The following is a 220-nucleotide window of genomic DNA, read 5'->3' on the forward strand; positions in this document are numbered from 1 at the left end:
AAGTCAGCGCTGCGCTGTGGGAGAAGTTGGAGCCGTTGCTGCCTGAGGCGCCGCCGCGCTCGGCCCAGGGCGGCAGGCCGCGGGTGGACGACCGGCGGGCCTTGAACGGCATCCTGTTCGTGCTGCGCACCGGGATTGGGTGGGAACACCTGCCGCAGGAGCTGGGCTACGGCAGCGGCATGACGTGCTGGCGGCGGCTGAGAGCCTGGCAGGCTGCGGG

General features: G+C 72.3%; 1 protein-coding gene. It reads left to right on the top strand.

Going from position 1 to position 220, the window contains the following annotated elements; all coding sequences use genetic code 11:
• Nucleotides 1-14: 14 nt before the first annotated feature.
• Nucleotides 15-220: transposase (locus HZU84_RS20225; RefSeq protein WP_257644663.1), on the top strand; the 206-nt coding region annotated here is incomplete at its 3' end.

Source organism: Sphaerotilus sulfidivorans (assembly GCF_013426975.1).
In the GTDB taxonomy this organism is placed as follows: Bacteria; Pseudomonadota; Gammaproteobacteria; order Burkholderiales; family Burkholderiaceae_C; genus Sphaerotilus; species Sphaerotilus sulfidivorans.